This is a genomic window from Cyanobacteria bacterium FACHB-DQ100 (assembly GCA_014695195.1).
GTDB lineage: Bacteria > Cyanobacteriota > Cyanobacteriia > Leptolyngbyales > Leptolyngbyaceae > Leptolyngbya.
The window spans coordinates 1-25,756 of sequence record JACJNW010000034.1 but is presented as its reverse complement, the minus strand read 5'-3'; the positions used below and the strand labels follow the sequence as shown (position 1 = coordinate 25,756).

31 protein-coding genes are annotated in these 25,756 nt (G+C 48.2%); 9 read left to right on the top strand and 22 right to left on the bottom strand.

From position 1 onward, the window contains the following. Positions 1 to 415 precede the first annotated feature (415 nt). Positions 416 to 1,000, top strand: coding sequence for a Uma2 family endonuclease (locus tag H6F51_18935; GenBank protein ID MBD1824547.1), 585 nt, complete (start codon positions 416 to 418; stop codon positions 998 to 1,000). Positions 1,001 to 1,054: 54 nt separating this feature from the next. Here H6F51_18935 and sufS read toward each other — a convergent pair whose 3' ends face one another. The 5 genes from sufS to H6F51_18910 all read right to left on the bottom strand — a co-directional run bounded on the left by sufS (position 1,055) and on the right by H6F51_18910 (position 6,405). Next, positions 1,055 to 2,317 (bottom strand): SufS family cysteine desulfurase, encoded by a 1,263-nt coding sequence (sufS, locus tag H6F51_18930; protein MBD1824546.1) that lies wholly within the window; start codon positions 2,315 to 2,317, stop codon positions 1,055 to 1,057. Positions 2,318 to 2,320: 3 nt separating this feature from the next. Beyond that, positions 2,321 to 3,646, bottom strand: coding sequence for a Fe-S cluster assembly protein SufD (gene sufD, locus H6F51_18925; GenBank protein ID MBD1824545.1), 1,326 nt, complete (start codon positions 3,644 to 3,646; stop codon positions 2,321 to 2,323). Further along, the gene (gene sufC, locus H6F51_18920; protein MBD1824544.1) at positions 3,643 to 4,425 is read right to left on the bottom strand and encodes a Fe-S cluster assembly ATPase SufC; all 783 of its coding nucleotides are present in this window, start codon (positions 4,423 to 4,425) and stop codon (positions 3,643 to 3,645) included. The genes sufD and sufC overlap by 4 nt, the downstream gene beginning before the upstream one ends. Positions 4,426 to 4,575: 150 nt before the next feature. Beyond that, complete coding sequence (sufB, locus tag H6F51_18915) at positions 4,576 to 6,012, bottom strand: Fe-S cluster assembly protein SufB (protein MBD1824543.1); 1,437 nt, start codon at positions 6,010 to 6,012, stop codon at positions 4,576 to 4,578. A 51-nt stretch (positions 6,013 to 6,063) separates the two neighbouring features. Next, complete coding sequence (locus H6F51_18910) at positions 6,064 to 6,405, bottom strand: ferredoxin--nitrite reductase (protein ID MBD1824542.1); 342 nt, start codon at positions 6,403 to 6,405, stop codon at positions 6,064 to 6,066. 281 nt (positions 6,406 to 6,686) lie between these two features. Between H6F51_18910 and sufR the strand changes: the two genes are divergently transcribed. Next, positions 6,687 to 7,319 carry an iron-sulfur cluster biosynthesis transcriptional regulator SufR gene (sufR, locus tag H6F51_18905; GenBank protein MBD1824541.1) on the top strand — a complete coding sequence of 211 codons (633 nt, stop codon included), beginning with the start codon at positions 6,687 to 6,689 and terminating at the stop codon, positions 7,317 to 7,319. On the opposite strand, the gene H6F51_18900 is transcribed toward sufR, so the two are convergent. From H6F51_18900 to H6F51_18885, 4 genes are all read right to left on the bottom strand, one after another. Then, entirely contained in the window at positions 7,307 to 8,017 is a 711-nt protein-coding gene (locus H6F51_18900; protein MBD1824540.1) for a gamma-glutamyl-gamma-aminobutyrate hydrolase family protein, read from the bottom strand. The genes sufR and H6F51_18900 overlap by 13 nt on opposite strands. 78 nt (positions 8,018 to 8,095) lie before the next feature. After that, positions 8,096 to 8,878 (bottom strand): ABC-2 family transporter protein, encoded by a 783-nt coding sequence (locus tag H6F51_18895; GenBank protein MBD1824539.1) that lies wholly within the window; start codon positions 8,876 to 8,878, stop codon positions 8,096 to 8,098. Beyond that, the gene (locus H6F51_18890; protein ID MBD1824538.1) at positions 8,875 to 9,663 is read right to left on the bottom strand and encodes an ABC-2 family transporter protein; all 789 of its coding nucleotides are present in this window, start codon (positions 9,661 to 9,663) and stop codon (positions 8,875 to 8,877) included. The genes H6F51_18895 and H6F51_18890 overlap by 4 nt, the downstream gene beginning before the upstream one ends. Positions 9,664 to 9,708: 45 nt before the next feature. Next, positions 9,709 to 10,380, bottom strand: a complete 672-nt coding sequence (locus tag H6F51_18885) for a GntR family transcriptional regulator (protein MBD1824537.1) — start codon at positions 10,378 to 10,380, stop codon at positions 9,709 to 9,711. Positions 10,381 to 10,528: 148 nt separating this feature from the next. Here H6F51_18885 and rnhA point away from each other — a divergent pair, with 148 nt between their 5' ends. Further along, on the top strand, positions 10,529 to 11,341 hold the full coding sequence (rnhA, locus tag H6F51_18880) for a ribonuclease HI (protein ID MBD1824536.1): 813 nt from the start codon (positions 10,529 to 10,531) through the stop codon (positions 11,339 to 11,341). A gap of 54 nt (positions 11,342 to 11,395) precedes the next feature. Here rnhA and H6F51_18875 read toward each other — a convergent pair whose 3' ends face one another. The 3 genes from H6F51_18875 to H6F51_18865 form a co-directional block, all read right to left on the bottom strand. Further along, entirely contained in the window at positions 11,396 to 11,743 is a 348-nt protein-coding gene (locus H6F51_18875; protein MBD1824535.1) for a ChaB family protein, read from the bottom strand. Positions 11,744 to 11,915: 172 nt separating this feature from the next. Continuing rightward, positions 11,916 to 12,779, bottom strand: a complete 864-nt coding sequence (locus tag H6F51_18870) for a hypothetical protein (GenBank protein MBD1824534.1) — start codon at positions 12,777 to 12,779, stop codon at positions 11,916 to 11,918. Between the two features lie 38 nt (positions 12,780 to 12,817). Next, the gene (locus H6F51_18865; protein MBD1824533.1) at positions 12,818 to 12,970 is read right to left on the bottom strand and encodes a hypothetical protein; all 153 of its coding nucleotides are present in this window, start codon (positions 12,968 to 12,970) and stop codon (positions 12,818 to 12,820) included. A 61-nt stretch (positions 12,971 to 13,031) separates the two neighbouring features. Here H6F51_18865 and H6F51_18860 point away from each other — a divergent pair, with 61 nt between their 5' ends. Together H6F51_18860 and H6F51_18855 are read left to right on the top strand one after the other, a co-directional pair. Beyond that, positions 13,032 to 14,045, top strand: a complete 1,014-nt coding sequence (locus H6F51_18860; protein ID MBD1824532.1) for a 30S ribosomal protein S1 — start codon at positions 13,032 to 13,034, stop codon at positions 14,043 to 14,045. A 74-nt stretch (positions 14,046 to 14,119) separates the two neighbouring features. After that, complete coding sequence (locus H6F51_18855) at positions 14,120 to 15,007, top strand: HAD family hydrolase (protein MBD1824531.1); 888 nt, start codon at positions 14,120 to 14,122, stop codon at positions 15,005 to 15,007. On the opposite strand, the gene H6F51_18850 is transcribed toward H6F51_18855, so the two are convergent. Then, the gene (locus H6F51_18850; protein ID MBD1824530.1) at positions 14,993 to 15,382 is read right to left on the bottom strand and encodes a response regulator; all 390 of its coding nucleotides are present in this window, start codon (positions 15,380 to 15,382) and stop codon (positions 14,993 to 14,995) included. The genes H6F51_18855 and H6F51_18850 overlap by 15 nt on opposite strands. Before the next feature lie 1,329 nt (positions 15,383 to 16,711). Between H6F51_18850 and H6F51_18845 the strand changes: the two genes are divergently transcribed. From H6F51_18845 to H6F51_18835, 3 genes are all read left to right on the top strand, one after another. Next, positions 16,712 to 17,434: a M23 family metallopeptidase gene (locus tag H6F51_18845; protein MBD1824529.1), complete on the top strand. Its 723-nt coding sequence runs from the start codon at positions 16,712 to 16,714 to the stop codon at positions 17,432 to 17,434. A gap of 382 nt (positions 17,435 to 17,816) precedes the next feature. Continuing rightward, positions 17,817 to 18,023 carry a high light inducible protein gene (locus tag H6F51_18840; protein ID MBD1824528.1) on the top strand — a complete coding sequence of 69 codons (207 nt, stop codon included), beginning with the start codon at positions 17,817 to 17,819 and terminating at the stop codon, positions 18,021 to 18,023. A gap of 238 nt (positions 18,024 to 18,261) precedes the next feature. Further along, positions 18,262 to 18,579 carry a hypothetical protein gene (locus H6F51_18835; GenBank protein MBD1824527.1) on the top strand — a complete coding sequence of 106 codons (318 nt, stop codon included), beginning with the start codon at positions 18,262 to 18,264 and terminating at the stop codon, positions 18,577 to 18,579. A 52-nt stretch (positions 18,580 to 18,631) separates the two neighbouring features. Here H6F51_18835 and H6F51_18830 read toward each other — a convergent pair whose 3' ends face one another. The 9 genes from H6F51_18830 to cax all read right to left on the bottom strand — a co-directional run bounded on the left by H6F51_18830 (position 18,632) and on the right by cax (position 25,375). Then, positions 18,632 to 19,243, bottom strand: a complete 612-nt coding sequence (locus H6F51_18830) for a 7-carboxy-7-deazaguanine synthase QueE (GenBank protein ID MBD1824526.1) — start codon at positions 19,241 to 19,243, stop codon at positions 18,632 to 18,634. A gap of 2 nt (positions 19,244 to 19,245) precedes the next feature. Continuing rightward, entirely contained in the window at positions 19,246 to 19,635 is a 390-nt protein-coding gene (locus H6F51_18825) for a 6-carboxytetrahydropterin synthase (GenBank protein MBD1824525.1), read from the bottom strand. A 100-nt stretch (positions 19,636 to 19,735) separates the two neighbouring features. After that, positions 19,736 to 21,049: an amino acid permease gene (locus H6F51_18820; protein ID MBD1824524.1), complete on the bottom strand. Its 1,314-nt coding sequence runs from the start codon at positions 21,047 to 21,049 to the stop codon at positions 19,736 to 19,738. Positions 21,050 to 21,113: 64 nt separating this feature from the next. Next, a complete protein-coding gene (locus tag H6F51_18815; protein MBD1824523.1) occupies positions 21,114 to 21,608 on the bottom strand; it encodes a DUF427 domain-containing protein in 495 nt (164 codons plus the stop codon). Between the two features lie 20 nt (positions 21,609 to 21,628). Then, the gene (gene prmC, locus H6F51_18810; protein MBD1824522.1) at positions 21,629 to 22,504 is read right to left on the bottom strand and encodes a peptide chain release factor N(5)-glutamine methyltransferase; all 876 of its coding nucleotides are present in this window, start codon (positions 22,502 to 22,504) and stop codon (positions 21,629 to 21,631) included. A gap of 12 nt (positions 22,505 to 22,516) precedes the next feature. Continuing rightward, complete coding sequence (locus H6F51_18805) at positions 22,517 to 23,296, bottom strand: hypothetical protein (protein ID MBD1824521.1); 780 nt, start codon at positions 23,294 to 23,296, stop codon at positions 22,517 to 22,519. A gap of 360 nt (positions 23,297 to 23,656) precedes the next feature. Continuing rightward, a complete protein-coding gene (locus H6F51_18800; protein ID MBD1824520.1) occupies positions 23,657 to 23,848 on the bottom strand; it encodes a hypothetical protein in 192 nt (63 codons plus the stop codon). Positions 23,849 to 23,985: 137 nt separating this feature from the next. After that, positions 23,986 to 24,180, bottom strand: coding sequence for a hypothetical protein (locus H6F51_18795; GenBank protein MBD1824519.1), 195 nt, complete (start codon positions 24,178 to 24,180; stop codon positions 23,986 to 23,988). Between the two features lie 121 nt (positions 24,181 to 24,301). After that, positions 24,302 to 25,375 (bottom strand): calcium/proton exchanger, encoded by a 1,074-nt coding sequence (gene cax / locus H6F51_18790; GenBank protein MBD1824518.1) that lies wholly within the window; start codon positions 25,373 to 25,375, stop codon positions 24,302 to 24,304. A gap of 307 nt (positions 25,376 to 25,682) precedes the next feature. Between cax and H6F51_18785 the strand changes: the two genes are divergently transcribed. After that, on the top strand, positions 25,683 to 25,756 hold a 74-nt coding region (locus H6F51_18785; GenBank protein MBD1824517.1), incomplete at its 3' end, for an IS1 family transposase.

Genomic DNA, 25,756 nt, shown 5'->3' with positions numbered 1-25,756 from the left:
GGCTTGCGGTGCCTTTACGTTCACGGCAAATATTAATAAAAATATTCACAACTCCGAAAACTACTCCAGTAACGTCACTAGAGATAACAATAGTAAAGCTAACAACAGTGAAACAACTTCAGATAATAGTTCTACCATCATTAATAACAATCAGAAGTACACCTAATTATTAACCAGCCCGAAAGAGATTCCTCTCGCGATAACAAGATTGCTGAAGATTGCCCATGTCAAAGCTCTACATCACAACCTGCTCAGCTAAATAGATGTAGTAAGCTTAAAGGCAGTCTGCCAAGCGAAAAGCAGAAATAAGAGACTAGGTGCGTGCTTGCTTCTCAAGGGGGCGCGCCCTATATTTCTATAAGCAAAATCACGATCGAATCACTTACGATTAATCTAGCAGCGTTCAGCAAGTGCCATGACCTTCACAACGCCTGAAGCTTCGATAAAGTTGACTCTTGCGTTAACAGACGACCAGTTTTTTCAACTGTGCCAAGACAATCGGGATTTGCAGTTTGAGCGCACAGCATTGGGAGAAATCATCATTATGCCGCCGACTGGAAGCGAGTCAGGACGACGCAACACTAAAATTACAACGCAAATAGACAATTGGAATGAGCAAACCCAACTCGGAGAAGTTTTCGATTCCTCCAGCGGGTTTACACTTCCGAATGGCGCAAGTTATGCTCCCGATGCAGCTTGGATTCGACGAGAACGATGGGAAGCCCTAACGCCGGAACAACAGGAAAAATTTGCGCCCATTTGTCCTGATGTGGTGATTGAATTGCGGTCTAGAACTGACTCGTTGCCAAAACTGCAAGCGAAGATGCGCGAATACATTGAAAACGGAGCAAAGTTAGGTTGGTTGCTCGATCGCCAAAACCAATGCGTTGAAGTTTACCGCCCTGGAAAAACGACAGAACTATTGCAGGCTCCTAAAACAATCTCGGCAGATGATATTTTGCCTGGATTTACGCTCGATTTACAAAAAATTCTCTACTAAAAACGCGATCGCCGCAAGTCAAGAACGATCGCGCTTTTAATTCAAAAAATCAATTTAGCCCAGAATCCCACCAAAGAAATCGATCGTCTCTTTCAGCGCTTCGATGAATCGATCGATCTCCTCGCGAGTATTGTAGAAATACAAACTAGCGCGAGCAGTGCCCGGAGCATTTAACAATCGGTGTAACGGCTGAGTGCAATGATGTCCCGATCGGATCGCAATGCCTTCATGATCCAACAAAGTCGAAAGATCATGAGGATGCAATTCTCCGGCGGTAAATGAAGCTAAGGCTGCTCGTCCTCCGCCTGCCGCGTCTGGTTTGGGTCCGTAGATCCGCAGATTTGGAACTTCTGCTAATCGCTGGAATAGGTATGCCGTCAACTCTTCTTCGTAAGCTCGGATCTTGTCCATGCCGATATTTGTGAGATAGTCAACCGCAGCACCGAGCGCGATCGCTTCTGCAATCGCCGGAGTCCCCGCTTCAAACTTATGCGGCAAATCAGCATAAGTCGAATGGTCTAAATACACATCGGCAATCATTTCACCACCACCGAAAAACGGAGGCATCGATCGTAAAACGTCCAGCTTGCCGTACAAGAACCCGATTCCGGTCGGAGCGCACATTTTATGACCGGATGCGACGAGCCAATCACAATTGATCGCTTGCACATCTACAGGCATATTCGGCACCGCTTGACACGCATCGATCAGAACTTTTGCTCCTACCTTGTGAGCTTCAGCGCAAATCTCACGCACCGGGTTAATGCAGCCCAGAGTATTGGAAACATAGACAACCGACACCAGTTTGGTCTTTTCAGAGAGCAATGACTTGTAATGCTCAAAGTCAAAACCTTCCGATTCATTCAACTGAACGTGCTTGATCACAGCCCCCGTTCGCGCTGCAATCAACTGCCACGGCACCAGATTGCTATGATGCTCCATCACAGACAGAACAATCTCATCGCCTGCCTGCAAATTATTCAACCCCCAAGCATAGGCAACAATATTGATTGCTTCACTCGCATTCCGGGTGTAAACAATCTCCTGCCGCGATGCTGCATTTACAAACGCTGCAACTTTATCCCGCGCTGCTTCATACGCATCAGTCGCTCTTGCACTCAAGGTATGTGCGCCGCGATGCACATTGGCGTTGTCATGCTCATAATAGTGGCGCAGAGCATCGAGAACCGCGATCGGCTTCTGAGAAGTCGCAGCATTGTCGAGATACACTAGCGGCTTATCGTGAATCCGCTCGTTCAGAAGCGGGAAGTCCGATCGCACTTGAGCAGCGAGGGTTTTTTCTTGCAGGAAAGTCATGGCTTAGGTGTGTTGGGAACGAATGAATGCAGAGAGTCGATCACGCAAGGTCGGAACTGGAATCTGGTCAATGATTTCGATCGCAAAAGCATAAGTCAAGAGCTTACGCGCTGAGTCTTGATCAATACCGCGACTCTGGAGGTAAAACACTTCGTCGTCTTCTAGCTGGCTAACCGTCGCACCATGAGCACACTTGACGTTATCTGCAACAATCTCTAACTGAGGCTTGGTATCAACTCGCGCTTTCGGAGATAACAATAAGTTGCGGCTCAACTGTCTCGCGTCGGTTTGCTGTGCGGCTTGAGGAACGAAAACCTTACCATTAAAGATTGCATGGGCACGATCGCTCGCAATGGTCTTATGGACTTGATTGCCCACACCATACGGCTTACTCAGCGATAGCAGACTGTGTGTATCGCCGATGCGATCGCCATCAATCACGGTCAAACCGTTTAGCGTAGTCTCGGTCTGCTCTCCGGTCTGATAGACATCTAGATTGTGTCGAGAAAGTCTGCCGCCGAAATTCACAGCAGTGCAGGAATAACGAGAATCTCTCGCTTGCGAAACAGCAGTCCTACCAATGTGAAAGGCAGCATTGCTATCCCTCTGAACTCTAGTATGACGAACTTCTGCGTTTTCTGCGATCGCAATCTCCGTAACGGTATTGGTGAAATATGCGCCCTCAGTCAAGCTGACAAAATCTTCGATTAGCGTGACTCGACTTCCAGTTTCCGCAATCACACACACACGTGGTTGAACGATCGCTTCCGCTTGAGTTGAGACAAACAGCAAATGAATCGGAACCTCAACATCTTGGTTTCTCGGCACAAAGACGATCGCGCTATCTGTCAAGCTTGCGGTGTTCAAAGCGGTGAAGACTTCATCTTCTCCGGGAAGTTTAGCAATGTAGTCTTTCACAGTTGGCATTAATTCCAGGACTGTTTCAAGATTGCTAACAACAACGCCATCGGGTAGATCGTCGATCGCAGACAAATCCGCCGCAAATACGCCATCAACAAAGACTAATCGCGAATTCGCTGTTTCTGGTAGCAGAAAAGCTTCAATCTGCGGAAAGCTTAAACTCGCAGGTTCAGCAATTTTCAGCGACAGCGATAACAAATCAGAAACGTCTGTAAAACGCCATTCTTCGTCGCGAGTTGAGGGAATGGCTTGATCGTGAACCGATGCCGCAGCGCGATCGCGAATGTCTTGAAATTTGGAATGGGGAGAGCGTAAATTCAGTAATTGGTTGAAGTAAGCGGCGCGATCAATGGTTGCGATCGTGCCTGAATTTCCAATTTCAGAAACGGCTGAAACTTCTACCATCATGCACCTACCGTTTCACCTTCAACAACCCAGTCATACCCTTTCGCTTCAAGCTCTAGCGCCAGTTCCTTACCGCCACTCAGCAGAATTCGTCCATCTGCCATGACGTGAACAAAATCAGGCGTAATGTAATTCAATAAGCGCTGATAGTGCGTGATCACAAGCGTTGCATTTTCTGATGTCGTAATTGCGTTCACACCATTTGCAACGACTTTCAACGCATCGATATCTAAACCAGAATCGATCTCATCCAAAATGCCTAATTTTGGCTCTAACAATGCCATTTGCAGAATTTCATTCCGCTTCTTCTCGCCACCCGAAAAGCCTTCGTTCACGCTACGAGAAAGAAAGCCTGCATCCATCTTGAGTAACTCTAATTTGGAATGCACCACATCATCAAAATCAAACGCATCCAACTCTTCTAAGCCTTCCTGCTTGCGTTTCGCGTTATATGACACGCGCAAGAAATCTACATTCGTCACGCCCGGAATTTCTAGTGGATATTGGAATGCCAAAAACACACCCGAAGTCGCCCGCTCATGCGGTTCGAGTTCGAGTAGATCCTGCCCATGAAACAAAATCTCTCCGCCTGTCACCGTGTAAGCGGGATGCCCTGCCAGAATCTTAGAAAAGGTACTTTTTCCCGATCCATTCGGGCCCATAATCGCGTGAATCTCACCTGCTTTAATTTCGAGATTCATGCCCTTCAAAATCGGTGTGCTATCAATCTCAGCAGTTAGATTCTTAACTGACAGAATTACTTCACCATTTTCAACAATCATGCGCTCCCTCCTAACTGCTGTGTCCTACTTCAATACTGTCTTGGCGCGATCAAGACTTTTAGATTTCACTTTTAGATTTCATAGTTAAAAGGATTGGAAATCAGCACATCCAATCCTACGGGTGAACTGCCATGTCGATCGCGCTAGTAATTAACCCACACTACCTTCGAGCTTCAGGCTGAGAAGCTTATCCGCTTCGACTGCAAACTCCATCGGCAACTGATTAAACACATCCTGACAGAAACCGCTAATCATCATCGAGATTGCATCTTCTGGAGAAATGCCGCGTTGAGCAAAATAGAACAACTGGTCTTCCCCGATCTTTGAGGTCGAAGCTTCATGCTCCACCTTGCCTTGATTGTTCTGCACCTGAATGTACGGGAAAGTATTCGCTTGAGCACGATCGCCAATCAGCATTGAGTCGCACTGCGAATAGTTCCGCGCACCCTTCGCTTGAGGAGAAATCTTCACCAAGCCGCGATAGCTATTTCTCGACTGACCCGCCGAAATCCCTTTCGAGATAATTGTGCTGCGAGTATTCTTGCCGACGTGAATCATCTTGGTTCCGGTGTCCGCCATTTGATGATTGTTCGTCAGCGCCACCGAGTAGAATTCACCGACGGAATTATCCCCAACCAAGACACAACTCGGATACTTCCAAGTGATCGCTGATCCGGTTTCTACCTGCGTCCAGGAAATCTTAGAATTCACACCTTTGCACATTCCGCGCTTGGTAACGAAATTAAAGATACCGCCCTTGCCTTCTGCATCTCCTGCGTACCAGTTCTGCACGGTCGAATACTTGATGTCAGCATTATCGAGTGCTACCAACTCGACAACCGCAGCATGAAGCTGATTCGAGTCGTACATCGGGGCAGTACAGCCTTCGAGATAGCTCACTTGGGCACCTTCTTCTGCCACGATCAATGTCCGCTCGAACTGGCCCGACTCGCCATTATTGATGCGGAAATAGGTCGAGAGTTCCATCGGGCACTTTACGCCTTTGGGAATGAACACAAACGACCCATCACTAAACACCGCAGAGTTCAAAGCGGCGAAATAGTTATCGGCAGACGGAACCACACTACCCAGATACTTCTGAATCAGATCCGGATGCTCCTTCACCGCCTCAGAGAACGAACAGAAGATCACGCCGTCTTTCGCCAGCTTCTCTTTAAATGTCGTCGCGATCGACACGCTATCAAAAATCGCATCTACGGCAACATTGCTCAAGCGCTTCTGCTCAGACAAAGAAATCCCCAGCTTCTCGAAGGTTTCGAGCAGTTCGGGATCGACTTCATCGAGGCTCTTTTTCTTCTCGCTGACCTTGGGAGCCGAATAGTAAATGATGTTTTGATAATCGATCGGCGCGTAGCCAAACTTCGCCCAATTTGGCTCAGTCATCTTCAACCACTGCCGATACGCCTTTAACCGGAAATCGAGCAACCATTCCGGCTCTTCTTTCTTGGCAGAAATCAAACGAATGACATCCTCGCTGAGTCCACGCGGAATCGTTTCGGACTCGATATTCGTGACGAAGCCATACTTGTACGGCTGATTAACGAGCGTTTGGAAGGTTGATGTCATGGCTAGATGTAGTGTTCTCTGTTAGAGGATGAAGGGAGCGATCAATCGGTCTTAACCAAGATTGGTATGCTTGCGAATCTCGTCGAAGGTGATATCTTGTCTTTCGCCTGCAAAGTCATTGTCGGGGGTGAGGAACAGCATACAGTGACATTCCTTGCGCTCACGCATCGGCACACAAGGGCAATTCCAGTAAGCAGCAGCGACCTCGGCTTCTTTGTCTTCGTAGTGCCGACAAGGGCAGAGCGGCGATCCCAAATCTTCCTTGTGCTTCGCCAAGCCTTCGATTACGACGGCAGTGACACCGGGATCAACACAAAAGTAGGTGCCTGTCCGCTTCGCATATTGCTCGGAGAAGTGGCGCATGGCTTCGAGTTGCTTATCTGAGGCTTGCATAAGTCGTGTCCGTAGGAATGAACTGAAAAGCTGTACATCTAATGGATCTTATTACTAAAGCAACACCGATGTTGCGATAGGATCGAGAAAACCTGGACTTGCTCTCGGCAAGCTATAATTTAAACAACTTTATTGTTGCTTATTTCTATTGTAGATTACTTTAGCAACATGAGGGTTGTCAAAGTGGATCTCTCTATCAGTTTCTCTATTTTTGACGGACGAGAGAACGCTAGAAATTCGAGTAAGCTAACGTTACGAATCGTTGACGTGAGACCCCAACCATGACCACGACTCAGCAGCCTTCGACGAAACAGGATATTCTGCATCACCTTCTGAGGCAGGGCGAATCGACCGCGCAAGAGTTGGCGGAACGGTTGCAGGTCAGTCCGCAAGCGATTCGGCGGCACTTGAAAGACTTAGAAACCGAGGGTTTGATCGTTCACAAAGCGATTCAAGTGGGTATGGGTCGCCCGAATTATCTGTATGAACTAAGTCGTGAAGGTCGATCGCAGTTTCCCGATCGCTACGATGATTTTGCCGTGTCGCTGCTTGGAACTTTAGCGGAAACGGTCAGCAAGGATCAAATGAAGTCGATCTTGCAGAAACAATGGCAGCGAAAAGCGATCGAATATCGGGAGCGCATCGGAACGGGTTCAGTGGCGGAACGGGTGGAGAATTTAGTCAAGCTCCGGGTTTCAGAAGGATACATGGCAGAATGTCATCGGATCGAGCCGAATCAATTCGTGCTGACGGAATATCATTGTGCGATTGCGCAAATCGCAGAGTCGTTTCCCAGTGTGTGTGGACACGAGTTGGAAATGTTCGCGATCGCGTTACCGGATTGCAAAGTGGAGCGGACTCACTGGCAGGTTAACGGTGAGCATCGCTGTGGATACTTGATTCAAGCAGGGTGACGCTGACAAGCTGAAACGAAAGCTTGAAAAAATCGCTGATGGGCGGGGTCTTCCATTGATAATTCTGGATGCCATTGCAGTGCGATCGCCCAAGGGTGAGATAAATGCTCGATCGCTTCAATCACGCCATCACTCGCTCTTGCTGCCAGTTGCCAATCTGAACTAAATTCAGCGATCGCTTGATGATGCCAAGACACAATATTTAACCGGGATTCTGAGAGCCATTGAAACAAGCGGCTTTCTGGCAGAATTTCGACATCGTGAGGAATCGGGCGGCGTGGCTGATCTAATCGATGATCGATCGCGTCTCCAAACACCTCAGGAACGTGCTGAATTAGATTTCCGCCTGTTGCAACAGTTAGCACTTGCATTCCTCGACAAATTCCCAAAACTGGAATTTGTCGCATCAGCGCTAATTTCGCCAATGTGATCTCGAAGGTATCGCGATCGTCATCAATTCCATAAATCGTCGGGTGATCTTCTCCGTTGTAGTGAATCGGATGAATATCGCCACCACCAGACAAAATTAATCCGTCCAACACATCGAGCAAGGAGTCAGGATCTGATTGTGTAGGCGGTAGTAGGATGGCATTTCCACCGACTGATCGAACGGCATCAACATAAGTTCCAGGAAGGACAACTTCACCTGCTGTATTTCTGCTGTGGCAGGTAATTCCGATAAGCGGAGTGCGAGTCATGGGTTAAGGGTACGAGCATCGATGGCACTAGCTTAACGAGATTCAAGCCGTTCGATCGAGTACATTCGCTACCTTTTGCTAACTTGATGCACTGGTGTAGAACCGGAGCGCAAATCGCCAGAAAAAGCGCGACACAAATAAAAGCACGATCGCTAAAATCCCCGCCCCGATGATCCAGCCAAACTCGGTGCGTCCTAACATTGCTTCGGCTGGAATCGTGGTAAGAAATGCAACCGGAACAATAAACGTGAAAAAGAATTGATAAGCGATCGGATAAGCTGCCATCGGATATCGTCCTGCTTCGATTAATCCGCGCAATACTTCAGTTACATTGTAGATTTTGACAAACCAAATGCTAGTCGCACCTAACATGAACCACAAGCTATACAAAATTGCTAATCCAAATACCAATGGAATTAGACTAATTAAGTAAGCGCTGGGTTGAATGCCAAGTTTACCACCTGCATAGAAAATGACGATCGCACCAAAAAGAATGTCCGGCAATCCCCAAGGCGAAATCGTGTGCCCCGATAACCAAAACTGAGAACTAATTGGTTTAAGCAACACAAAATCGAGTGTCCCTTCTTGCACATGGCGGACAATTCGATTCAGATTGGGCGCGAGAAACGTACCAGAAAAGCCCTCTAATAGCGTGAAAATTCCCACCACGATCAAGGCTTCTTCCCATTGCCAGCCTGCAAACGTATAGCCTGTCTGATAAAACAAGAACAATCCGAACAAGCTTCCAACCAGCCCGCCGAAACTGGTAAATGCAGAGATGACGAAGTTAATTCGGTACTCCAATTCAGCCGCGATCGCAGTCTGCCAAAACAATTTCAAAACCTGAAAATACCGTTTCATGCCCCCATCCCCGAATATTGCTTCAAACCTTGCCGCCATAGCCAACGATTCAGCACAAAGAATCCTGCACTCCAACCGATCATGACGAGAAATCCTTGCGCTAAATTCGTCGGCAGTCCTACGAGAATACTGGCAGGAAAATTAACGAGATACGGGAATGGCGTAAATAATGCGATCGTTCTCACCACAGGCGGAAACACCTCCAATGGTGCAATCACACCAGAGAGAAATAGATAAAACAGAAACCAAAATTCTTGTAGCGAACTTGCTCGCTCTGTCCAAAACGCTAGTAATGCTAACGTATATTGAATCAAAAAATTCAACGTGAATGCTAATGCGATCGACAACGCAAATAAAATCACCGCTGGAAAGCTTGGAACCCAAATCGCAGCCGGATACAGGAAGAAAAACAGAACAATCAGTAAAAGTGCGAAGGGAATTCGGGCAAATCGTTCTGCTACATGAGAAAAGACATGATGCCACACCGGATCGATCGGCTGCAATAACCGCAGCGATAATTTACCTTCAACGACTTCGCGCTCAAACTCCCAAATCACCCAAACTACAGTTAATTGCCGTACCAAGAAAACTGCTAAAAAGTACCGCGCAAAATCAGTCGGAGATAATCCAAAATTACTCTGGCCCGCCGCTTGCGTCCACACTCCCATCAAAATAATCGGCAGCGATCCCGAAAGCACCCACAAGAGTAGTTCTGCTCGATATTCCACCATGTAGGCGTAATATACCAGCAGCAAAGTTTTAATCACCCGAAAAAGCCGCTTCATGTCCTTTAAACTTCTTGACTGATACTCATGCTAGTTGGAAAAGTTTTAAGTTTCCTGCTTCAATCGTTCGATTTCGTGAATCACACGATCGCGGCTTGCTAACAGATGCGACACGATCGTATTCACTGCCTGACCGGTGTTACGGGATGAGATCGCGTTGTAAATCTCTCGATGTTCCTGCCGAATCTCTAACACTTGAGGATTGTGCTGTAGTGTTTGAATCCGCAAGAGTGCCATTTGATCAAACACTTGATCAAGTAGCGAAGTCAGCCACTGATTTCCGGAACTGCGGGCGATCGAGCGATGAAATTGATAATCCAAATTCAGCAACTCCGCATTCGTCGAATGCGATCGCTGTGCTTGTTCTGCGGCAACCACTAACTCGTGCAGCGCTGCAATGTCTTTATCACTTGCATTTTTGCAAGCTCCAGCAACCGCAAGCTGCTCCAAGGCAATGCGGCAAGTGTAAAGCTGCTCGGCATCTTGCATCGATAAAGTTGCAACTCTGAGCGTTCCGGCGCTGTCGATCGTGATTAAATTCTCTTGCTGAAGTTGGCGAATCGCTTCTCGAATCGGGGTACGACTAACTTGGAGCTGCTTCGCAAGCTGAGTCTCGACCAATCGCGTTCCAGAAGGGATCTCACCGGATAGAATTGCCGATCGCAGTGCTTGATACGCTTGCACCTGCAAAGATTGCCGACGAGCAAGGGGAGCCATCTGCTCAGATTCGCCGGAGCGTGAAGATCGATCTAATCGTTCATTGCCTGACTGCAAGCTACCCTTCCCTTAACTCGACTGAAACACTTTACTCTGAAATATACATTGAGCGCGAATACGGTAGTCTAGATCAGCTTTGGAATTGACCATGACTTCTCGCACAATTCAGAAAATCTACACCGATGGCGCTTGTTCCGGAAATCCAGGGCCAGGCGGTTGGGGCACAGTCGTTTACTTCACCGATGGAGCCGTGCAGGAACTTGGGGGATACGAGCCGGAAACCACTAACAATCGCATGGAGATGCAAGCCGCGATCGCGGCACTCGACTTTTACCGCGCTTCGGGACAGTCCCAAGTTGTCGCCCTCTACACTGACAGCGAATATGTGAAAAACGGGATTACTAAATGGTTGTCCGGCTGGAAGAAAAAAGGTTGGAAGACCTCGACCGGAAAACCTGTGTTGAATCAGGATCTTTGGGAACAACTCGACGAACTCGACTCCCCTAAAGTGGAGTGGCGCTATGTGCGCGGACATTCGGGAGATCCGGGTAACGAGCGCTGTGATGTCATTGCTCGATCGTTTTCCCTGGGCAAACAGCCCCCCCTTAAAACCCCTGATACCCCACTTCCAACTTCCCCACTCCCCACTTCCCCACTCCCCACTTCCCCAGCGTTAGAAGCTCCTATGACTGATGCCTCACAGCCCATTGATTCACCGGACAACCTTCCCCGCGAAGTCCGAGTCGAGCAGCTTCGCAACTTGGTTGATACGCTGCACATGGCAGATGAAATCGCTAGTAAAGGCTATCTGATTAGTAGCTCAGAGCTTGCAGACTTGATGGACATCAATGCGAATGCCGTGACCAGCCGCGGGGATCACTGGGTTTGGCGCAATTGGGTGGTTTCAAGAGTGCGACGAGAAGGCAATCAGATTCTCTGGCAGCTAGAGCGGGTGGATTAGAAACGCAAAAACTCCGACTTAGACAGCCGGAGTTTAATTGAGGCGCAATCGACTCTAGCTTGCGCTACCACCGACCCCAGAACCGAGGGTGCGATCGCCAGGCTCGCTCTTACGGTGCCAGCTTCCATCTTCGCTACGATTGAAGCCTTGTTTAACGCTGCTCCAAGCCACCTGCATTGCAGCTTCACGGCTTAGCCCATCATGCTGAGAGTTCTTAAACGCGGTCATAAAGACTTGATCTGCACCATCCAAGAGCTGATCAGTCACTTCAGCAGGTAGGCTTTCATTTTCTTCGTCAACGTCGTCACGCTGAGCCGCAATTTTATCGGGCGTAGATTTCGGCGTTGCTAAGTTGGCTTGCTCTTCAGGGGTGTCAACGCTATTAACAGCTTCTAGCTGCATATCTTCGGCACTAATCTGGGGATTAGATTGAGTCCGTTCGCTTCCAGTTGGCATAATGTATAACTCCTAGTTGTTAAATCTGGAATCATCCTAGGGGGATCAATTTCTATTCACATCTTTCAAAAGAAAGTTTGTCTCAGAATTGATCTCTATCTGTCTACGGAGATCGTTGTTACGGATTGCAGTAGGAGCAGTACATTGGTTCGGCAGTTCGTTTTTCATCTGGATAAAGCTTATCTTGCTCAAATCCACATTTCTGGCATTGATAAGTCTTGGCTAAAACTAAATCGGTCGGACTGCCGCACCAATCACAAGGTAAGCCCCGCTTCACTGTCGATGCTGTGAATCCGGGCATTGAGCAATTTGGACAGCATTGTTTGAGCTTTTCAACGAGATCACGGGTCGCTTGCCCGATCGCTTTCATGCGCGTGGGATTATGCATCGCTCGCATATCTGTCTCAATGTGGATGCTTCCCGTTTGCGATCGTGCCAACGCAATCGATACTGCTTCTCGTAATTGATCAAACTCTGCAATACTTTTAACAATTTCTGCTCGATCAATTGAATCCTTGCGAACCATAACAACTAATTTATGGTCTGGAAAACCTGCCTTCATCGCAAATTCATACGCTTCTTCAAAACTAGAAATGCTACGGTGATTGAAATTTGTTTCGGTTGAGATCGCCTCTCCAATTACTTCTAAACCGTTTAACTGATCAATCAACACAATCACTTCACGATTGCAAGGCAGCATCGGCAACGCAGGATAAGGGGCAAAACTGCCCTCAGAGGCGATCGCTAAATCCATGCCCGTCTGTTCGAGTGCAGACAGCGCTTTTCTTCTTGCAGCCTCTAATTGATCCCCCGATCGTGTAATTTCTCGCGTAAATGTGCCAAACTGATCAGTATTGAAATTCTTTGGAACATGAATTTTTAAGCCAAGTTCGGGTTCTAGAACAGGCGCGATCGCAACCTCTTTATGGTGCATCGTTGCGAGGACTGCGACTCGATTTTGGAACAGATGAGAAGAAGACATGGGCGAAGAAATCCTAAGCGATGTCGATCGTATCGTGATTATTTTCGCTTAATAAAATCATCAAAGAACTTGAGAAACAGAAGATCCGGTTCACCCCGAATTGGGTTATGATGATGCTTCTGAATACTTAATGCGTCTAAATAGATCGCGGCTGAAAAAATCATCAGCGATCGAAGGTGTCGGCTGCACATCTTGTGTGCGTTGCATCGATAGGAGGCAAATTTTAACGGAGACAACTGGGAAACGTTTAGCATGGTCAATCAGAACACAGTAGCGATGGATGTTGGTTTCACTCACGAGGATTTCGCGGCTTTACTGGATAAATACGACTATCACTTCAGTCCGGGAGATGTCGTCGCGGGAACCGTGTTTAGCTTAGAGCCAAGAGGCGCTTTGATTGACATCGGTGCGAAAACAGCGGCATATATTCCGATCCAGGAAATGTCGATCAATCGCATTGATGCCCCGGAAGAAGTGTTGCAGTCGAACGAAACACGCGAATTTTTCATCCTCGCTGATGAGAATGAAGATGGTCAGTTGACCCTCTCTATTCGACGCATTGAGTATATGCGGGCTTGGGAACGAGTGCGCCAACTTCAAGCCGAAGATGCTACGGTACGATCGCTCGTATTTGCGACCAACCGGGGCGGTGCGCTGGTACGGATTGAGGGCTTACGTGGATTTATTCCCGGTTCTCACATTAGCACTCGGAAGCCGAAGGAAGAATTAGTCGGTGAAGAGTTGCCGCTGAAGTTTTTGGAAGTGGACGAAGAGCGCAACCGTTTGGTTCTGAGCCATCGTCGTGCGCTGGTTGAACGCAAGATGAACCGCTTGGAAGTCGGCGAAGTCGTAATCGGTACGGTACGGGGCATCAAGCCTTACGGTGCGTTTATCGATATCGGCGGAGTCAGCGGTCTATTGCACATTTCCGAAATCTCCCACGATCACATCGATACGCCGCATAGCGTGTTCAATGTGAATGATGAAGTGAAAGTCATGATCATCGATCTTGATGCAGAGCGGGGACGGATTTCGCTTTCAACCAAGCAGCTTGAACCGGAACCCGGCGACATGGTGAAGAACCCGCAAGTGGTTTACGACAAAGCTGAGGAAATGGCAGCGAAGTACCGCGAGAACATGAAGCAGCAGCAAGGCGGTGCAGCCCCTGCGATCGAGATTCCGGTTGCAATTGATGCTCCAGCCGCAACTGAGGAAGAGATTGAGGTTGAGATCGAGGCAATTCCTGAAGCGATCGAAGCTGAATAATTCAGTTACACAATTAACTTAAATGAGAGGGAGCAATCCCTCTTTTTTTATGGAGATATGGCTTTTATCGAGATATGGCAAGCATTGTTTGTAACGGCGTTCGCTTTGATGCGATCAGAGCGGTGATTTTCGATAAAGACGGCACACTTGCAGATTCCCGTCAATATTTGTGGCATTTGGGAGAAAAACGGGCAGATGCGATCGTTCAGGCGCTAAAAACTGCGTCATTTGAAAAATTCTGGCTCCGGCCTGGACGGAATGTGCCCCCTAAATTCCCTAAAACGGGGGACTTCAAACCTGTTCTCGTTCAAAGTCCCCCATTTATGGGGGATTTAGGGGGCGACCCGACTTCACAAACGCAGCAAATCAATTCCATCGACCTCGCCCTAAAAACTGCAATTCTCGAAACGTTCGGATGCAATCAAACCTCGATCGATCCGGCTGGACGATTAGCTGTCGGAACACGCGAGGAAAATGAAATCGCGATTGCATCTCTAATTGCAGAAACAGGATACAACCTGAATCAAGCACGATCGCTTGTTCATGCTGCCTTTCTCGCTGCCGATCAACAACTCCCCCGCAAAGCCCCACTAACCCCTCTCTTTGTAGGTGTAATCGAGCTAGTGAAATCACTGAGTCCTCTGAAACTTGGAATTCTCTCAAGTGACACGGAGGCGAATATTCAAGACTTTGTAGAAACCTATCAATTGTCGCCCTACTTCAGCGCGATCGTCGGTGCTCAGACGGGAATCAGTAAACCTAATCCAAAACTACTGGCACTTGCTTGTGAGGCGTTAAACATTGAGCCAGAAACAGCTTTAGTAATTGGAGATACGAGTGCAGACACAAAACTCACTCCTCGTTCGATCGGAGTGACTTGGGGCGGAAGCACGATCGCACAGCTTGGCAATGTGGCTGCGATCGCGGAGCAACCCGCTGACATTCAGTTATGCCGCAGTTGAGTGAAAGTTCGTGTAGATTGAGACTTTGTTGAGGAGTTCGTCAAAATCGATCGGCTTGCGGATCAAGTCATTCGCGCCGATTTCGCGGTAAGGTCTCTGAAAATATTCATCGTGGGCAGTCAATAGCACGATCGGCAACGATGCAAACCGGTCATTTTGTCGAACTTGGCGAGTCACATCGTACCCATTCAGACCTGGCATCATAATGTCGAGTAGAACCAGATCAGGATTAGTTTGCTCGATTTTGTCTAGGGCAGCCCTCCCGCTTAGTGCAGTTTCAACAGTGTAGCCCTCCGCCTCTAGGATCGTCTGTAGCAGAACTAGGTTGTCTGCTACATCATCCACAATTAGAACTCGGTGGTTATTTAACAGCATGATCAAGGGCGTTTTTCTCAAACGGATACGGATGCTAGCAAGTGCTTAGCTCAATAGGATACTGTTTCCTGGGATACCATCTAATCCAACCGTGGATAGATTTTTGCGAGTGAATGGGGTAGAAGAACACCTTTGGTATAGAAGAACAGCTTTATAGTTTCAGTCAAATTACTAGGTCTTTTAGGCAATTTTATGAAGATCCGATGAAGAAAGCCCTGAGATTAACCGAGCTTGTTCGTTTTTTCCTGAATCTTACGGAGGAATGTGTACTAGCTGGATGTCCCTCCATCGGCTGAATTCTTCATGATAGAACTCATCCCTACGCTGCTTGCTCAACAACCTTTAAAGCAGACAGCTATCCCGGCACAACCGATCGAGCCTAGTTCCCTGATTCAATCTCAATCTGCAACCCCGGCTGTAACTCCAGATTCACCGATCGCAATTCCGGAATCTGTTTTCGTTCCAGTCGTAGCCACTCCCACCCCATCTCCGACTGCCACGCCTGCTTCTCAAGCGACGCCTGTAACCTCAAAGGTTGCATTGCCAAAAGTCCCTCAAGCCCTTACCTCCCGCACAACTGCACAATCTATCCCACCCTCCAACCCGCAACCCCTGAATTCACAGACCGCTTCTAGAAATGAGCCTGTTGCACCAAAAGTTAGTTCAACGGCTCCGGTAAAACCGACGGAAAAGCCTGCTCCAAGCATTCCTTCACCCTCTATTACCGTTGAAACTCCTGCTCCGACTGCACAAGCCAAGCCAAGAACATTCAGCAGCATCGAGATTCCCGTTCCCAAGCCAGCAAACCAAGTTAAGCCAGAAGCCCCTCGGTCTAGAGTATCCAGCAGCATCGAGATTCCCGTTCCCAAACCAGCAAACCAAGTTGCGCCAGAAGCCCCTCGGTCTAGAGCATCCAGCAGCATCGAGATTCCTGTTCCAAAGTCAGCAAACCAAGTTGCGCCAGAAGCCTCTCGATCGGGGACACTCGATCGCATCGAAGTTCCTACTCCAAAACCTGCTGCTCAGACCGCTCCTCAGTCTCCCACCCAAGCGCAGAAACAACTTTTAGAACAGCGCCTTGCAGATATCGTCTCTAAAGATCGATCGGTTAAACAAGCGGCTCAGCGTGACACTTTAGTTGCTCGCGCTTACAGCTATGCAACTCAGCGACGATTTGAACAAGCCAGAAAACTGCTGCAAGACCCAGCCATTCCAGCCGAGGTACGGGAACAAATTTCAAGCAGTATCAATTCCCTAGAATCTGCTAGTCGTGCGATCGGAGTTACGCCGATTAAAGTACCCGCCGCTAAACGGAATAACGCAGCGGTGATGAGAAGCTCTTCTACGGTGTCTCAGAGAATCCCGATCCGGGTTCCGCGCCCTCAGCAAGCGATTAGCATTCAAGTTCCAAGAGCAATCGGCTCCCTGCCCATTCAGCAAAGACCTCCTGCAACGGATTTAACGGCTCCGATCGCCTCAGATGCAGTTAGCGAATACTCTGGTCAAGTGGTTAACCCAAAGAACCTGCAAGCATTCAATCGCAACTTACCTCGGTTAAATTCGACGAGTCAGATTGTTTACCCCTTACCTGAACCTGTTCCCGTCACTTCTCGATTTGGCTGGCGGCGGCATCCTGTGACCGGAGTTCGACGCTTTCATGCAGGCGTGGATTTGGGTGCAGGGCAGGGAACCCCTGTGATTGCATCGCGGGGCGGAAAAGTGAAAATCGCCGATCGTATGGGGGGCTACGGACTTGCGATCGTGCTACAGCAGTCCAATGGATCGCAAGATACCCTTTACGCCCACCTGTCCCAAATTTTCGTGCGTCCGGGGGAAACGATTCAGCCGGGAGCGATTATCGGGCGGGTTGGCAGTACAGGACTCTCGACAGGCCCACATTTGCATTATGAAGCGCGTCGCAAGACTAATTCTGGATGGGTTGCCGTTGATCCAGGAGGGCAGCTTGAGGCGGCACGCGCTCGATTAGTGCAGGCTCGGCGCATTGAAGTACAGTCCTCAGCGAATCGGGGGAGCCATAGCAATCCTATTTGATTTGTAAAACCTGGTTGATTGGATGAGATTGGGGAGATAGGGGCACTTCTCCCTATCTCCCCAATCTCATCAATGATTTAGGACTGCTTTTAGGACTGCTATAGATGGGCGCGAGGGGATTTGCGCTTCGATTCTGACGGATGTGTGCTTTCTGATGTGTGCTTCCTAAAGTCCCTATGAGCTAGGAGCTTTAAGAGTCGATTCGCATCTGACATCTGTGAAAAGACAGCGATCGTAGTAGATCAGGTCTATCAACAGCAAGAGCATTAGATTAACACCATAGAGATATGGAAAGTTGGGCTGTGCTTTCTAAGATGAAATCACGTTGCAAAACAACGTTACAAAACAAGATTTACAAAACACCTCTCTTGGAGCTACAACTATGCAATCTCGAAACAGCACCGATTTACCTCCTGTTGCAACTGAATATAACGGCAAAGACCGTAACGCTTTTCTCTTCGGCTGGAATCCTCAAGCAGAACTCTGGAATGGTCGCCTTGCAATGATTGGCTTCTTGGCCTATTTGGTTTGGGACTTGGCTGGATTCAGCGTTGTGCGTGACATCCTGCATTTGGTTAGCTATCGCTAAGTTAAAAAAAACGTAAGGCAAGACGGTTTAAAAGCTCCTGATACCGATCGGTATCAGGAGCTTTTAGTTGTCATCAGTCTTGAGGCAGAAGATAAAGCTTAAAAGCACAGAGCGACACAAACTGATGATGCAGACATACGTACAAGAATTAACAGAACTTGTTACCTTTTGGCGATAAAAAAGAGACTCAGCATTTACAATATTAGTGAATTATTCGCTTAACAGTCTGAGAACGCAAATGGTGAATAGAAAATCCAATGCAGCAGTCAAAGTAAAAACAATGATGCTCGATCAAGCAGCGTCCTTGTTAGATGACCTGCCTGAAAAGCCCGAAGCAACGGTTTCACTCCGACAAGCGATCGAACTTCTACAAGACGATTTGCGGAGTTCGCTCGATAAAGGCTACGACTACGAAGAGTTGGCGGATGTGCTCGCAGAGCGCGGAATCGAAATTAGCCCTTCGACGCTGAAGCGATATTTGGCGCTGAGCCAAAAGGAGTCGGGTCGCCCCCGGCGGCGACGCACCCGACGGGCGAAAGCCGAAAGCGAAGAGTGAGAAGCGCTAGACCACAGAGAGTTCAAAGAGTCTAAACTGTGGTCTGTCAAGCTTATTGAACGCCCAATAGTTTGTGAGTCTGTAAACTGATTCGCCACTCCGGATGCTGTCTGACGTACTCGAAAATCAAATCCAAGCTTTCTTTGCGGCTCCATTCGGGCTGTAAATATCGTAGAACCCGATCGCGGACGTTCTGCGATTGCTGTTCTGCCCAGTCGAAATCCGCAGCTTCAGAAATCACGATTTTGAGTTCATCGGCATGAGGATAAACGCTTTCATGCGGGGGTTTAGATTGTTTCGGGGAAAGTGTGACCCAATCAAATTCGCCGCTAAATGGATGTGCGCCCGATGTTTCTAAATGTAGCCGTAACCCAGTTTGATGCAGCGTTTTTGTGAGTTGAGTTAGATCGTGCATTAACGGTTCGCCTCCGGTAATGACGACGATCGCCGGATTCGCCACGATCGCGCTCTGGGCTAGTTCGTCGATCGACTGTTGCGGGTGGCGTTTGGCGCTCCAGGATTCTTTGGTATCGCAGAACCAGCAGCCGACATCACACAGCGCTAACCGGATAAAAAAGGCGCTCGTTCCTGTCCAAGCGCCTTCACCCTGAACCGAATGGAAGGTTTCAACGATCGGGAGCGTTTGCTTAAGTTGCATCACCATGACTATTCATCCTCGTACTCTGCCCAAGAATTCGGAGTTTCAGAAACCGCAACTTTGAGCTTGATGTCAGTCGGAAGCTCTTTTTTCGTTTTGTCGTAGATGTACTTTGCGATCATTTCTGCGGTGGTGTCGTATCCTTCTGGCAGCACTTCATTCAGAACACAGTGATCGAGTCCCCCTTTGAAGACATCTTTTTTTGCCCAGCGCAATGTTCTAAAGTCTGCAACCATTACCGGATGCGGACAAAATTCTGAGGCGTGGAGTTGAGCCGCGATCGCGCTAATTCTCACGGTGTAGGTGTGACCGTGCATTCGTCCACAAGGACCGTCGTAATCGCGAATCCAGTGAGCCGCATTAAACGTAAATTCAGTGGATAAAGTCCATTTCGGCATAGGGTTTATGGGGCATATCTTTCTTATCCATGCTAAGAGATCGCGATCGTAAGACTCGGTTTCTGCACCGATTTGATCACGATCGCCGCATAAATGACGCTCAAGAGTCTGAGAGCGTCCCTCTCATGAACACATCCCGCAGCACAATCAGCAGCACTCCAACCGCCATAAATGCGAGTCCCAACCCGCGGCTTTCATTTGAGGCAAAGGCAATTAAACCTAAATTGAGCAACAGCGCTAGAACCGGAACGACGATCGGAACCCGAAATCCTCTAGTCTGCGGATCGCGTCGTTTAATCACAAGCAGCGAAACATTGACCAGACAGAACATCACAAGGATTAAGGTTGCAGTCGCACCCGCCAAGAGTTGAATCGTGCCTGAAACAGCAAGTGCGATCGCCATCGGAACAATCACTAGAAATGTACGGTAGGGGGTCGATCGCTCTGGATGCAATCTGCTAAACCAAGCGGGCAGTAAACCTTCACGCGACATTCCATAAATTAATCGCGACGCGGTCACAAAATTTAATAGCGCTGTATTCAGAACTGCGAACGCAGCAATCACCGTAAAAATAACGGGTGGGAAATTGGGTTGTGCGCGGCGTACTACATCTAGCAAGGGCGCTTTCGAGGCAGCCAACGCTGCTGGATCGAGTACCTGAACCGACAGCCACGAAACCAGAATGTAAACCACACCCGCAATGCTTAACGCAATCACGATCGCCCTTGGCACATCGCGTTCAGGATTTTTGGCTTCTTCCGCAACATTCACCAAATCCTCAAACCCGATAAAGGCATAGAACGCGAGCGCGGCTCCCTGGATTACGGCTGACCAACCGATCGACGGTTGCGCGGTTGCTGAAATTGCTGCCGTCGAATTCCCTCCCAGTAGAAAAGCGGATGTGACCAAGATGACAATGATCAGCCCCGAAACTTCGAGCGTTGTACAAACTACATTCAAGGCTGAAGACTCTTTCATGCCTCGAAAGTTCACGAAGGTCAGACCAGCAAACAGCGCTAGAATAATCAACCAGTCTGGCAATCCGGGCGCGATCGCAATTACATAGCCGGCGAACGCTCTAGAAATGGTTGCCATCGAAATAACGCAGGTGCAAAACATCAACCAGCCCACCAGAGTTGAGAGCCAGTTTGTCCGAAATGCCCGATGTACAAAGTAGGCAACGCCACCACTTTTGGGAAATCGACTACCCATTTCGGCATAGCTGAGTGCGGTAAATGCAGCAACGACCATTGCAAGAACGAACGAAGCCCAAACTAAAGCACCGGATAGTCCTGCAATTCTGCCAACGACTGCATAAATTCCAGCGCCTAGAATGTCTCCCACGCCGTAAATAACAAGCATGGGTAAACTAAACACACGCTTGAGTGAATCCGCTTCTGCATTGGGTTCCATAAGCTTTGCTCTTGTCTATACTTTCCGTAAGTATAGAGGGTTCGATCGACTCCTCTAGAGAGATTTACCAACCCCAAGATCCGGGTTCGCCTTTGAAAGGGCCTACCACATCGCTCGTAATCCAACCACCATAGAACTGTCCGGGTTGCGGTGTCACTTTCTCGCCATCGACATAACACGCATCCATTGGAGCAGCGTAAAAAGCGACATAATTTTGGATGGCGCTGAAGTTTGGAGTCGGAGTGCTGTAGTACCAAGCAACATCGATCGCTGTTTTATCCTCAACTTTGACGCTGTAATAGCTTCCTTGTCCTTTCCATTCGCAGAAAGTCGATCGACTCGATGGAATCAGATACTCTTGCTGAATGTCCTCCGGTGGAATGTAGTAGGTCGGTGGATGGCTGGTTTCAAGAACCCGCATTGCCCGTTCTGTGTCTACGATCGTCACACCGTTAAAAACGATCTGAATTCGCTTGTTCACAGGCTCTAAGCGAGGCGGACGGGGATAATTCCAGACCGATTCTTGTCCGGGCTGTGGCTGAATGGGAGTAGGACACATAGATATTATTTACATAGGGTTTACTTTCGGTAAGCGATCACGAACCGTTCAATCCCAGCGAGGTCTTTGTGGATTGTAATGCGATCGTAGCTGCCTTGGGCTGAAAGCAGGGCTGCGATCGTATCGGCTTGCCCCATCATCATCTCGATCATCCAAACGCCGCCAGAAATTAAGTAATCTGGAGCCGTTTGAATCAAGTGCCGAATACTTTCCAAGCCATCAGTACCCCCATCTAAAGCTAAATGAGGTTCATGCAGTCTAACTTCTGGTTCGAGCGTTGAAACGGTTTCGGTGGGAATGTAAGGCGGATTGGAAACCACGCCGCTGAGCGAATGTTTTAGATGCGCGATCGGCTCAAACCAATTCCCTTGATAAAACTGAATCTTTGCGTTGAGCGATTCAGCGTTTGATTGTGCGATCGCTAAAGCTTCCCCACTGCGATCGACCGCATGAACTGTCGCACTGGGCAGTGATAACGCCAGCCCGATTGCGATCGCACCGCTCCCTGTTCCCAAATCTACCCACTGACCCGCTTTGAGCCTGGAATCTTGAGCGATCGCAAAATCAATGAGTAGCTCTGTTTCGGGTCGCGGGATCAGCACTCCGGGAGCAACTTTTAACTCAAAATTCCGCCACGGGGCAATACCTGCAAGATATTGAACAGGAGTGCGCTCCGCGATGCGTTGTTGCCATGCACGATCGAGATCGCTGAACGACACATTCGACGGAATCGCCTGATCGGGCTGCAAGCGCAAAAAAAGCCGATCGACTCCTGCCAGTTCTTGCAAGAGCCAATCGACTTCATTCGGGGAAATGTCATGCGCGATCGACTGATTTTTTGCAGTCGATCGCCAGCGCCAAAGCTGAAGCCCAGGAATCAAGAAGTGATCTTTCATCCAGTGTTCTTTCTATCGTCTGGGCGCAGGTTGCGGTGCGGGTCTTTGCTGCGGTTGTTGGGGTCTTTGTTGTTGTTGCCGTTGCACAAATTCCAGCGTTTCTCTCGGTGGAATCAGCACAATCTTATCGAGTTGCGGATCTTTTTCTTTCTGCATCGCTTGCATCACGCCTTCGAGCGGAAAGACCTGGATATCAACCGTTTTAGCGAGATCCGGCTTTTGTTGCTTAAAGCGATCGACAAGGGGCTGTAAGTCTTCTTTGCTAAAGAACATGGGGATTACAGACTGATTTCCTTCTTGAATCGTCAGAAATCCTTTGTCTTTACCTGCGCGGGCAACAAACAGCGGCGTTCCATTGAACTGCGCCACATTCTGACCGCTCGCTTTGAGAATTGCTACCGCAGAATCAAGCTGTTGCTTGGTCGGGACATAGGCAAAATCAAGCTTGTCGGGCTTGCCTTGGCTGCCTTGATTCAGTTGATACACTTCTGCTAGCGACACAGGGACAACTCTGACATCCTTTGCCAGTGCTGGATTTCTTGTCTTCAAGTTTTCGAGAAAAGCGTTGGCATCTCTTTGGCTGATAAACACACCTGCCACCGGATTTCCTTTCTGACCGTTTGGCGGTTGAGCAACCAGCGGCGCACCTTGGTTATTGGCGATCGTAAACACAGGGACAACCTGTAGCTTTTGCTTAATCTGCTCTGGAGTCAGGGCGAGTGCTTGCAATCCGGCAAGCAGGGTTCCGCCTACCAGTGCCGCAGTTGTACTCCAACGAACCAATGATTTCATGTTTGCTCCTGGGTTCAAAAACGATACGTCAACTGAAATCTGAGGCGTTTACTGTCCCGTCGATTCGACTGCGATCGCCTTGATTCAATCGTTGCATCGAATCGGTTTTGTCTAGTTGTGTGACTCTAACCCTTGCAAATTAGTTTCCACACAAATCATTACAAACGTTCAGAATCCTGAACAATTCGTTAAACAATTCTCGGAAATATTAGCACCGTTTGGTCAGGTTGTGGCGTTCAACCTGAAATCATCGATATATTTAGCAATCGCACTGCCTGCGTTCTACACACTTAAAGTTGCGAGGTTAGGGTTAGATCGAATACATGCAGGAGAAAATTTGCGGCTGAAAGAAACAATCGCCTAACGTTTTGCTAATTCAGGTTGTTTCATCATTCCCAAGGGAAGCGAAGCAGAGAAACTACCCTTATCATGGGTACTTTCAGCGTGATCCGTGGGATTGATGGAATGGCTATTGATGCTAACCGCAGTAGGTTCAGCGATCGAGGTTGTCAGTACAGCAGCTTGATCGATTTCAGTGGAGTCAGCGATCATAGAATAGACAGCTTCCACGACTTCCACTTTCTTTTCTAGGAAAGCTTCTGCGTGAACATGCTCTGAACGAATGCCGAGACTGTTAGCGATTTAGCATTGTTGCTCATGACTTAGAAGCCACTTGCAGTGGCTCCTCTTTATCGTTGTGTGCCGCTAAAAAGTTCAGCCAGCCATTGCGTCATCTCTGTCATCAAGGTAGTTAGCCATTCTGCAATGTATGTTTGTGCCATTTCTGCAATCCAGCCAACTACAAATTCAGAGAAGAACTGTGCGATCGTCGCTACAATCACTTCTACAACAAATTCAGTAATCCAAACAATAATACTGCTCACAATTTCACCGGATGAATGGTGTACAAGTCACTAGCTTTCATTCAAGCAGAGATCAGCATTCTAGAGCATTACAGCTATGGTTTCTCGCTCATCAGATTTCGATGGATCTTAAGATCTTAATTTAGGGATGAAAATAGAATGCTGCTCCCACTGCTGCATAAGTTACAAGTAGCATTGCACCTTCGAGCCAGTTGGACTTACCATCGCTGCTAATCGAATTTGTTAACAGCACTGCGATCGCCACCGCTAATACTTCAAAGGTATTGAATTCTAAGTTCATCGGCTGTCCTAGAAACCGCCCAATAATCACTAACAATGGCGCAGCGAACATAGCAATCTGTAAGCTCGAACCCATTGCCACGGCAACAGATAAATCCATCTTGTTCTTAACAGCAAACGTTGCGGCTGTAATGTACTCAACTGCACCCCCAAAGATGGGAATCAAGATGACACCTGTAAACAAATCGGTAAATCCGAGTGTCGAGATTGCCTTCTCTAAACTCGAAACCAGCACCTCAGACACAAACACCAGCGCGATCGTACACCCTAACAACACTCCCACTTGTCGCCATAGCTGCGATTTGTCCTGGCTTTCAAAGACGTGCTCAATTTCAGTATCTGCAATCTGATAGATATGACTGTGCGTTTTCATCGAGAACAACAGCATCAATCCGTAAAAGAGCAGTAGCAAAACGGAAAGAACCAGAGAAAAGTCATTTAGCGTCTTTTCCTGCAAGCCGGTAGAAGTAAGATGAATTGCCGCAGGGGTTAACAAGACAACTAGCGCTAGATTCAGCGATGACGCATTGAGCCGAGCTACCGTTGGCTGAAAGCTTTGTTCTTTGTAGCGAAGACCACCCAGCAGAGTTGCAAGTCCCAGTGCTAGGAGCAAGTTTGCCACGATCGTTCCTGTGATACTGGCTTTAACAACGTCGACTAACCCCGCCCGCAATGCCACAATCGACACAATCAGTTCTGTCGCATTTCCAAAGGTGGAATTGAGCAAGCCCCCAAAGGTTGGGCCAATCACCTCAGCAATGCCCTCAGTCGAATGAGCAATTCGCGCCGCTAGTGGAACGATCGCCAATCCTGATGCAATAAACACCAGTACCGGATTTAGCTCCAGCCGTTCTGCAATTAGCGCGATCGGGATAAATACCAGGAAAGAAAGTAATACCAAATCTTTCTTGGACATCTTTGAGTCTTTCGCCACGGTTGTCATGCTTTTGACCTCTGAATCTGCCATTCTGACTTTTGAATATATTGAGGAATTAGAATCGTTGAATCAAGCTAGGAAGAGATGAAATTCAATCTGAGGTTGGGACGTATCGAGTTGTATCAGAAATTTGTCCTGTCCATTATTACGCAGATTAAATACACAGGCTGGAACTGTTGGTTTCCCTTAACAGATGCCCTGCATAATAGACTTTGGTGAATATTAACTTTGGTAGATATTAATTTTGGGCGTTGCCTAATGGAGAGATGAATTAAGGTGACTCTCAATGCAGTGCCCTGAATGCCAATCCACTCATATTCGCAAGAATGGAAAACGCAAAGGCAAGCAAAATCATATTTG